Source organism: Microcoleus sp. Pol7_A1 (assembly GCF_036701085.1).
GTDB classification, from domain to species: domain Bacteria; phylum Cyanobacteriota; class Cyanobacteriia; order Cyanobacteriales; family Microcoleaceae; genus Microcoleus; species Microcoleus asticus.
Map to the genome: position 1 here is coordinate 1 of NZ_JAUBQD010000151.1, position 1706 is coordinate 1706.

Genomic DNA, 1706 nt, shown 5'->3' on the forward strand with positions numbered 1-1706 from the left:
CTGGAGTTTAGACTAAAAGCGATATGAGAGAACGCAAACCAAATGGAATTAGAGATTAAAAATATTATCTTTTCAGCCTCAAAGCATCCGCGACCTTTAACAATTTTGTAGTATATCTGCTCCGATTATAATACAATAATGATAATCATGAAAAGGGTGGGAGAGAAACGAGTGTCGCTCGTTTCTCTCCCACCCCCCATATTCGATTATCATTATCAGAGGGGGAACGATCAAGAAAAAAAGGGGTGTCTGATTGAATACAGCCCCCTTGTGGCAGAAAGTGAGAAAAGAACTACAATTACTCACCTGCCAACATGAAAAATGCCAGACTTGAAGAGTTTCGTCAAGTAGCTTATAAATATTTAGGTAGAGCTAAAGATGCGACGTTTGAATTAACAGATGCCATATTGCTGACTCGCAATGTTTATTCCTTAGCAGATTTATCCTTATCACCAGTATTTAGACGCAAGTGGTCAAGTATTTATGAAGCGCTACAAGATAGTAGACCGCAGCGACAGAAATTGATGCAGCTATATATCAAACAGATACCAGCAGAGGCACGACCCTTGTTAGCAGGAGATCACACAAACTGGTCACGCCCGGATGCAGTAACGCTACAAGAGAGGACTTATGAACATAGTGGCACGTCCATAGCCGGAAATAAACCGATTACCGTTGGTCAAGGATACAGTACAATTGCTTGGATACCAGAGGATTCAGGTAGTTGGGCATTACCCTTGAGACATGAGCGCATAACCAGTTGGGAAAGCCCAATAGAGAAAGCAATTTGGCAACTAAAACAGGTGTGTGAACATTTCCCCGCCAGACCGATTTCGGTTTGGGACAGTGAGTATGGATGCGCGCCTTTTGTCTTAAAGACAGCTAACATTGCAGTCGATATTCTAGTCCGGTTGCGTTCAAATTTGTGTTTGTGGGGCGAACCAGGAGCTTATTCTGGCAAGGGCTGTCCCAGAAAACATGGTGATAAATTCAAGTTGAATGAACCAAAAACATGGGGTGAAGCAGCATCTGTCTTCGAGGTAGACGATCCGAAACTAAAACGGGTACGGGTTAGCCTTTGGAAAAATCTGCATTTCCGTAAAGCGGCGACACGCCCGATGTCCACGATCAGAGTTGAACGTATTGACGAACAAGGTAATCAACGAGTATCGAAACCTTTATGGTTAGCTTGGGTAGGAGAAGAAATGCCACCAATAGAAGAAGTTTGGCGACTTTACTTGCGTCGCTTTACCATTGACCACTGGTATCGTTTTTTAAAGCAACGCCTACATTGGACTGTACCAAAGCTGAGTACCCCTAAGCAATGTGAGCGCTGGAGTGATTTGATGCCTCTGATGACTTGGGAGTTGTGGTTAGCCCGTGATATTGTTGCGGATAACCCTTTACCTTGGCAAAAGTCATCAGACAAAATGACCCCTGGAAGGGTTGCCCAGGCGATGGGAAGCATTTTTGCAGTGATTGGTACTCCAGCCCAACCACCCAAACCTCGCGGAAAGTCTCCAGGCTGGAAGACCGATCAACCACGTAAACGTAGAATTCGCTACCCCATAGTTAAAAAAACTACAACCAAGCCCCGCAAAGAGCAATCAGAATCTGCTTAGTAGTGTAGATTTTCAGATCTGAAGTCTGTTTATTTTCAACTCAGCTTTGCTGAGTCTTTTCTTGCTGCCTAGTCTAAACTCCAG

General features: G+C 44.0%; 1 protein-coding gene. It reads left to right on the forward strand.

Annotation, left to right across the window (positions count from 1 at the left end; translation table 11 throughout):
* Positions 1-314 precede the first annotated feature (314 nt).
* On the forward strand, positions 315-1622 hold the full coding sequence (locus QUA20_RS31635; RefSeq protein WP_333194292.1) for an NF041680 family putative transposase: 1308 nt from the start codon (positions 315-317) through the stop codon (positions 1620-1622).
* Positions 1623-1706 lie beyond the last annotated feature (84 nt).